The 7,529-nt window shown below is 74.2% G+C and carries 4 protein-coding genes; all 4 read right to left on the bottom strand.

All coding sequences use genetic code 11. From position 1 onward, the window contains the following. Positions 1-132: 132 nt before the first annotated feature. Positions 133-1,047: a phosphoribosylaminoimidazolesuccinocarboxamide synthase gene (locus tag AB0917_RS32580; RefSeq protein ID WP_366823318.1), complete on the bottom strand. Its 915-nt coding sequence runs from the start codon at positions 1,045-1,047 to the stop codon at positions 133-135. Between the two features lie 302 nt (positions 1,048-1,349). Further along, positions 1,350-2,804 (bottom strand): N,N-dimethylformamidase beta subunit family domain-containing protein, encoded by a 1,455-nt coding sequence (locus tag AB0917_RS32575; RefSeq protein WP_366823317.1) that lies wholly within the window; start codon positions 2,802-2,804, stop codon positions 1,350-1,352. Between the two features lie 429 nt (positions 2,805-3,233). Then, entirely contained in the window at positions 3,234-5,054 is a 1,821-nt protein-coding gene (locus AB0917_RS32570; protein ID WP_366823316.1) for a hypothetical protein, read from the bottom strand. A gap of 409 nt (positions 5,055-5,463) precedes the next feature. Then, the gene (gene purD / locus AB0917_RS32565) at positions 5,464-6,714 is read right to left on the bottom strand and encodes a phosphoribosylamine--glycine ligase (protein WP_366823315.1); all 1,251 of its coding nucleotides are present in this window, start codon (positions 6,712-6,714) and stop codon (positions 5,464-5,466) included. Positions 6,715-7,529: the final 815 nt, after the last annotated feature.

The raw sequence follows: 7,529 nt of genomic DNA, 5'->3' as shown, positions 1-7,529 counted from the left end.
TGCGCAACCTTGCCTTGTTTGAGGTCGCCTGTTCTAACCTGGTCGTCCGCTCCCCCGGGAGATGGCCCCGGTCCTCAGGACCGGGGCCTTCCGCGTGTCCGCGTGTCCGCGTGTCCGCGTGTCCGCTCGCCCCTACGACCAGCTGCTGCCGGTCAGGACCTCGTACGCCTCGATGTACTTGGCGCGGGTCGCGTCCACGATCTCCTGCGGCAGCGCCGGCGGCGGCTGCTCGCCCGCGCGGTCCCAGCCGGAGGCCGGCGAGGTCAGCCAGTCGCGGACGAACTGCTTGTCGTACGACGGCTGCGCGCGGCCCGGCTTCCAGGTGGCGGCGGGCCAGAAGCGCGAGGAGTCCGGGGTCAGCACCTCGTCGGCGATGATCAGCCGCTCGCCGCCGTCCTCGGTCTTCTCGAAGCCGAACTCGAACTTGGTGTCGGCCAGGATGATGCCGCGCCGGCGGGCGATGTCCCGGGCCCGGGAGTAGACGTCGAGCGTCGTGCGCCGCAGCTCGGCGGCCGTCTCCACGCCGACCTCGCGGGCGATCTCCTCGTAGCTGACGTTCTCGTCGTGGTCGCCGACGGCCGCCTTGGTGGCGGGGGTGAAGATCGGGCCGGGCAGCTCGGAGCCGTCGACCAGGCCCTCGGGAAGACCGATGCCGCAGACCGTACGGGAGGCGTTGTACTCGACGAGCCCGGAGCCCGTGAGATAGCCGCGGGCCACGCACTCGACCTGCACCATCCGCAGGGACTTGCAGATGAGGGTGCGGCCCTGCCAGTCCGCCGGGGCGCCGGGCGGCAGCTCGGTGGAGAGGACGTGGTTGGGCACGAGGTCGGCGAGCTGGTCGAACCACCAGAGCGAGAGCCGAGTGAGGACGCGGCCCTTGTCGGGGATCTCGGAGGGCAGGACCCAGTCGTAGGCGGACATACGGTCGCTGGCGACCATGACGAGGTCGCCCGACTCGTTCCGGTACAGGTCACGCACCTTGCCGGTGTGCAGGTGGGTGAGGCCCGGAACCTGTACGGGCTCGGGCTTTTCTACAAAACCGGACACGGTGCCTCCGCGTAGATTGATCCAAGAGCGGTTCCGATTGTCCCGTATCCGCGGGGCGATGCGCGCGGAGGGCTCGCGAGCCCTGTGCGGGGGTCGTGCGGGGGGGGCGCGGGGCTCGTACGAGTCGGCGCGGGGCTCGTACGGGCTCGTATGGGTCGGCTCAGGGCTCGTATGGGGTCGCGCGGGCTCGTACGGGCCGCTCGGGTGCTCCTCGCGTTGCACGTGTCCGGGGCGGTCTCGTCGTACGGACCCGGGGCGGTCGCATCGTACGGGCCCGGGGCGGCCACGCCGTACGGCCCCGGTCAGTCCCGCTTGCAGATCCGGTCGAGGAGGTTGGCCGTCGCCTGCTGGATCCGGGGGTCGGTGTGGCCGGGGCGGTCCAGGGCCGGGGACCAGGCGAAGGTGCCGGAGGCGAAGACGAGCGCGCCGGAGGGGGCCTGGTAGAGCGAGGTCTCCTGGTGGCGGGTGGCGCCCTCGGAGTCCTGGTACGGGGAGTGGGCGAGCAGGATCCGGTTGTCGTGCTCGGGCAGGCTCGTACGGGGGAAGTAGCGGTCGGCCTCCCCGGCGACCAGGCCCTCGACCTCGTCGCCGTCGACCGCGCCCGTGGCGTCCCAGAGCCAGTGCTCGGCGTTGCGCACGACCAGCGGGCTCGGTTCGGGCACCCGGCCCGCGTACTGGATGCCCAGCAGCTGCTGTTCGGGCCGGTCCACCTCGCGCCAGAGCGCGGACTTGCCCGGACCCCGGCGCTTGCGGCAGGTCAGCAGGCGGTCGGGGATGCCGGAGGCGGAGGGGGCGAGGCCCACCTGCCAGTACAGGGTGTTGGCGGAGAGGAAGACGAGCGAGGTGCCGCAGTCGCGGGCGCGCTCGGCGGCCCGGCGCATGGGTGTGGACCAGTATTCGTCGTGGCCGGGGAAGACCAGGCCCCGGTAGCGGCTGGGGTCGATGCGGCCCGCGTGCAGGTCGCGGGCGTCGGCGTAGGCGAGGTCGTAGCCGTACCGCTCGGCCCAGCGGATGAAGTCGTACGCGTGCCCCACGTGCAGCGGCAGGCCCGCCCCGGCGTACGGGCGGTCGAAGGAGATCGTGACGGCGGCGTCCTCCTCGCCGAGCAGCCGCCCCCGCTCGTCCCACGCGTGGTAGAGGCTGGCGCCGGTGCGGCCGTCCTCCGGATAGAGGTTGTACGCCTGCCAGGTGATGTCGGGGAGCAGGAGCAGCAGGTCGGCGGGGTGGTCGTGGCGGACGGTGAAGGGGATGTGCGAGCGGTACCCGTCAGCGGTCGTCAGGACCGCCACGTACGCGCCGACCGACCAGTAGCTGGGGATCTGGAGCCGCCAGGACATCCACCAGTGGTGGCAGGAGACGGTCCGGTCGGCGGCGAGGGGAGGCGGCTGGACGATGCCGGAGAGGCGCGGGCTCGTGGTGATCTTGGCCGCGCCGTCGCCACCGTAATGACCGATCCGGTAGACGTCCACGGAGAACTGCTGGGGCGGGTCCACGGTGATGTGGAAGTCGATGGCCTCGCCGGGGGCCGCCGCTCCGGGCGAGACGAAGCCCTTGATCTGCCGGCGCACGTCGTCGGCGGTACGGGTGCCGCCGCCGGTGCCCCGGCCGAGGTCGGCGTACCAGGGGACGACCTGACCGGTGTCGTCGAAGTAGTTCTCACTGCCGCGCAGCCAGGGCAGCGGGCCCTGCCCGAAGGGATCGCTCACCGCGTGCGCGAGGGCACCCGACTCCCACCGGCGAATCTGCTCCGCCCCCATGCCGCGCCCCTCCCTCAGGTCCCCCGGACAACTCCGGCGCGCACGATGTCAGCGCCGATCCCCAGCACATCACATAACGCACGCACTCCGTCACCGTTCGTCGCTAATTGACGGGAACGGAACCTTTTCTTCCGGACTTTCCTCCGTGCTGCCCGCAGCAGCTCATCTGTACGGCCCGATCGCGGCTCGTGCGTACGGCCCATCGCGGCTCGTGCGTACGGCCCGATCGCGGCTCATGCGTACGGCCCGATCGCGGCTCATGCGTACGGCCCCATCGCGGCTCATGCGTACGGCCCCATCGCGGCTCGTGCGTACGGCCCGATCACAGCCCATATGTACTGCACAACCGCGACTCACGTGTACTCCACGACCGCAGCTCATACGTACGGTCCCCGGCGACGCGTACGTGCTCCACGGCGGCGCACGCGCTCAGACCAGCCGTACGGGTTTGTCGGAGCGGACGCCCACCTCGGCCAGCCAGGACCGCAGCGGGTCCGGGTCACCGTCCTCGACCAGGCTGAGGACCGGCGTCGCGAGGTCCGCCCGGCGCTCGCCGCCGACGAGCAGCGCGGGACCGTCCAGCCAGTCGAGGCCGGGGGCCGCGCCCGCCGTGTCCACGGCCGCGCAGCAGACCATGGCCGCGACGTGGTCGGCGAGCAGCTCCGTGCCCGTACGCGGCGGCTGGAGCGGGAAGAGGGGGAGCGGGTCGGGGCCCCAGAGGTCGAGGGTGTCCGGGCCGTGGCCGGAGGCCGCGTGCTGCGCCGGTCCGGGCGCCGGGGTCCGGGCGTCGTCGCGGGCGACCGCCGCCCCGATGCCGGCCGCAAGCTCCTCCCCGGGCCCGCCGGGGCCGGCCAGGTGCTCCATGACGCGGGCCAAAGTCGGGACCGCCGGGTCGGCGGCCGAGGCCGGCGGTACGCCCATGGCGTCGAGCACCCGGTGCAACCGGGCCGCCTCCGCACGCCACTTCCGGTCGACGACCTCTTCCGGATACTGCTGCCAGTCCACCGGCGCCCAGCCCGGACCGCTCTCCGCCGGGCCTCCGTGGAAGAGCCGGGCGGCGAGCAGCGAGGTGGCCTCGTCGGCTACACCGGGCTCTTCGAGCAGGTCACACGCGGGGCGCTCGCCGAGGCGCGAGGTGAAGCCGTCGGCCAGCCGGTCCCGGCGGGAGAGCTCGGTGAGGGCGGAGACCACCCCGGCGTCCAGCCGGGAGGGCCAGCGGCCCATCCGCCAGGCGGGCAGTGCGACCCGGGTCAGCAGCCGGTCCCAGCCCGCGTAGGCGAGGCCGACCTGCTCCTGGGCGGCGATGCGGAGCGCGTAGTCGACGCCCTGGGCGCGCATCGATGCCGTGGCCGCCACGCAGCGCTCCATCTCGGCGGCGTGTTCCCGGCAGGCGCGCAGCAGGAGCCGGGCGACCCAGCCGGCGAAGGTGACCGGCGCCCCGCGCAGCGCACCCCGGCCGGGGGCGGCTCCGTCGGCCACGGCGGCGTCCAGACCGCGGACGAAGCGCCGGGCGGCGGCTATGTCGGGGTGGGCGGACGAGTCGGTGCCCGCCACGACCGGGGCGAGGACGGCGCGCAGCTCGGCCACCCGCATCCACCACAGGAAGGGCGAGCCGATCACCAGGACGGGGGCCGTGTCGTCGGCCGTGGGGTCCTTGAGGTGCGTACGGCCCTGGCGGTCGTCGCGGTCGATGCGGTCGGTGCGGTCGGTGCGGTCGGTGTGAAGCGTGCCGTCCTTGTGGTGCGTGCCGTCCTTGTGGTGCGGGCGGTCCTTGTGGTGCGGGCGGTCCTTGTGGTGCGGGCGCTTCTTGTGGTGCGGGCGCTTCTTGTGGTGCGTGCGGTGTGTGCGGTCCTCCAGCCAGCTGTCGCAGTCCGGGGTCAGCGCTATGGCCGAGGGCGCGGGGACGCCGAGCCGGTCGGCCAGGTCCCGGACCAGCCGGTAGAGATCGGGGGCCCCTTCCTCGGCCACGGGGACGGTCGGGCTCATGGCGGGCCGGGCCCGCGCCACGGTCACCGCGACGGCGGCGGCCACCAGCAGCACCACGACGGCGACAGCGGCCACCGCCCAGCGCACGCCGTCCCAGACGGGCCCGCCGAGGTGCCCTTGGGCGGCTGCGGCGAACAGCACGACGGCCACGGCCGCGGGCGTGATCACCACGGCCAGCGCCCTGCTGCGGATCCGCAGCAGGGCGAGCGCTCGGGCCTGTGCGGCCCGTGCACCCAGCTCCTCACCCACGTCGATGTCGGACACGGCCGGATGTCACCCCCTCTGCCCCGCGACGGTTGCTCACTCCCCCACTGTGGCACCCGCCACCGACATCGCAATGTCGGTGGGCCAAGTGCCGGAATGCTTGCGCCGCACCCTAGTTGGGGCCTCGGCGGGCGTCATCCGTCTGGCCCAGTCGTCACCCGATGGAATGGCTTTGGGCAAAGCTGCTGACGTGTCCGCGTACGTAGGGCAGGGCCACGGCAACCGGTACTCGGACGACAGCCCCTCGCGCCTGCCCGCGTACGCCGGTGGCGTACGTACGCGGTCGCAGGCGGAGGGGCTGCGGTGGCGGGGCTGTGGTGGTGGACGGTGGTGGTGGGCCTGCCGTGGAGAGACGGCGAGGACGAGGAGCCGTCGGTGGGGCTGCGGCGGGTGGCCACCGGTCGGCCGATCAGCCTCCGGCGGCCTTCAGGGCGATGTCCGTCCGGTGCTGGGAGCCGTCGAGACGGATGCGGCCGAGCGCGGTGTAGGCGCGCTCACGGGCCGCGGCGAGGTCCTTGCCGGTCGCGGTCACCGAGAGGACCCGGCCGCCCGCGCTGAGCACCGCGCCACCCTCGGCGCGGGTCCCGGCGTGCAGGACGTACGCGTCCGGTCCATCCTGCGCCGCGACATCCGCGAGCCCGTCGATCGGATCGCCGGTGCGCGGGGTGTCCGGGTAGTTGTGCGAGGCGATCACGACGGTGACGGCCGCGTCGTCGCGCCACGCCAGCGGCGGGAGCACGTCCAGGGTGCCGTCGGCGGAGGCGAGCAGGACACCGGCCAGCGGCGTACGGAGCCGGGCCAGCACGACCTGGGTCTCCGGGTCGCCGAAGCGGGCGTTGAACTCGATGACCCGCACGCCGCGCGAGGTGATCGCGAGGCCCGCGTAGAGCAGCCCGGAGAAGGGCGTGCCCCGGCGGCGCAGCTCGTCGACGGTCGGCTGGAGAACGGTTTCGAGGACCTCGTCGACCAGCTTGGGGTCGGCCCATGGGAGCGGGGAGTAGGCGCCCATACCGCCGGTGTTGGGGCCTTCGTCGCCGTCCAGGGCGCGCTTGAAGTCCTGGGCGGGCTGGAGCGGCAGCACGGTGGTGCCGTCGGTGATGGCGAAGAGGCTGACCTCGGGGCCGTCGAGGAACTCCTCGATGACCACGCGGTCGCAGGAGCGGGCGTGGTCGCGGGCGGCGGCGAGGTCGTCGGTGACGACGACGCCCTTGCCCGCCGCGAGACCGTCGTCCTTGACGACGTACGGAGCACCGAAGGCGTCGAGGGCCTCGTCGATCTCCGCGGGGGTGGTGCAGACGTAGCTGCGGGCGGTGGGGACACCGGCCCCGGCCATGACGTCCTTGGCGAACGCCTTGGAGCCTTCCAGCTGGGCGGCTTCGCCGGAGGGGCCGAAGCACGGGATGCCGGCCGCGCGCACGGCGTCGGCGACCCCGGCGACGAGCGGCGCCTCCGGGCCGACGACCACCAGCGCGGCGCCCAGCTCGGCCGCGAGGCGCGCGACGGCGTCACCGTCGAGCGCGTCGACCGCGTGCAGTTCGGCCACCTCTGCGATGCCGGCGTTGCCGGGGGCGCAGTACAGAGCGGTGACATCGGGGTCGAGGGACAGAGAGCGGCACAGGGCGTGTTCGCGGGCGCCGCCGCCGATGACGAGGACCTTCACGGGGTGCAGCCTAGCCGCCGGGGGCGGGGAGCCCGGACGGCCACCGGTCCGTGGACACCTGCGGGCGCCTGTGGGCGTCTCAGGTGACTGCGGGCGCCTTCGGGTGACTGTGGGCGCTGTGGGCGCTTCAGGTGAGTGTGGGCGCGTGTGGAGGCTTGTGGGCGCCTGTGTGCGTCTGTGGACGGTGTTACGGGCCCGGCGGGCTGGGCGGGGCGGGCAGAGCGGGGCCGGGCGAGGCCGGGCGGGCAGAGCGGGGCCGGGCGGGCTGGGCCGTGGACGGGCCGGGCCGGGCCGGGCCGGGCCGGGCCGGGCCGGGCCGGGCCGTGGACGGTGTCACGGCCTCGGGCGGCGGGTCCTGGCCCTCGGGCCGCGGGGCCGGGCGCCAAGACCCGGCGCCCAGGGTCCAGACTCCGGGGACCGGGACCGGGACCGGGACCGGGACCAGGGCCGGGGGCCAGGGACCGGGGCCCGGCCAGGGCTCGGGGCTTAGGGCTCGGGGCTCGGGGCTCGAACAACAGGCTCCGGTCTCCGGGGGCCAGGGCCCGGCCGTGGCCCGCCCAGGACTCGGCACCCAGGGCTCGGGGCTCCGAGGGCCAGGGCCCGGCCAGGGCTCGGGCTCGGGCTCCGGCCTCCGACAACCGGCGCCCGCCCAGGACTCGGGGCTCGGGCTCCGGCCTCCGAGAACCAGGGCCCGACCAGGACTCGGCGCCCAGAGCTCGGGCCTCCGGGCTCGGTGTCCAAGGCCCGGAGCCCGGCCGAAGCTTGGAAGTCGGTCATTTGGCGCTCTCGGCTTGGAAAGGGTGGGTGGCATGCCA

The sequence above is a fragment of the Streptomyces sp. NPDC007346 genome (assembly GCF_040703535.1).
Classification (GTDB): Bacteria; Actinomycetota; Actinomycetes; order Streptomycetales; family Streptomycetaceae; genus Streptomyces.
Note: the sequence above shows the minus strand (reverse complement) of the source record. Positions and strands in the feature narration are given on the sequence as shown.

Excerpts from the sequence above, each read along its gene's own strand:
- AB0917_RS32575 (WP_366823317.1), bottom strand. The coding sequence starts at position 2,804 with ATGGGGGCGGAGCAGATTCGCCGGTGGGAGTCGGGTGCCCTCGCGCAC.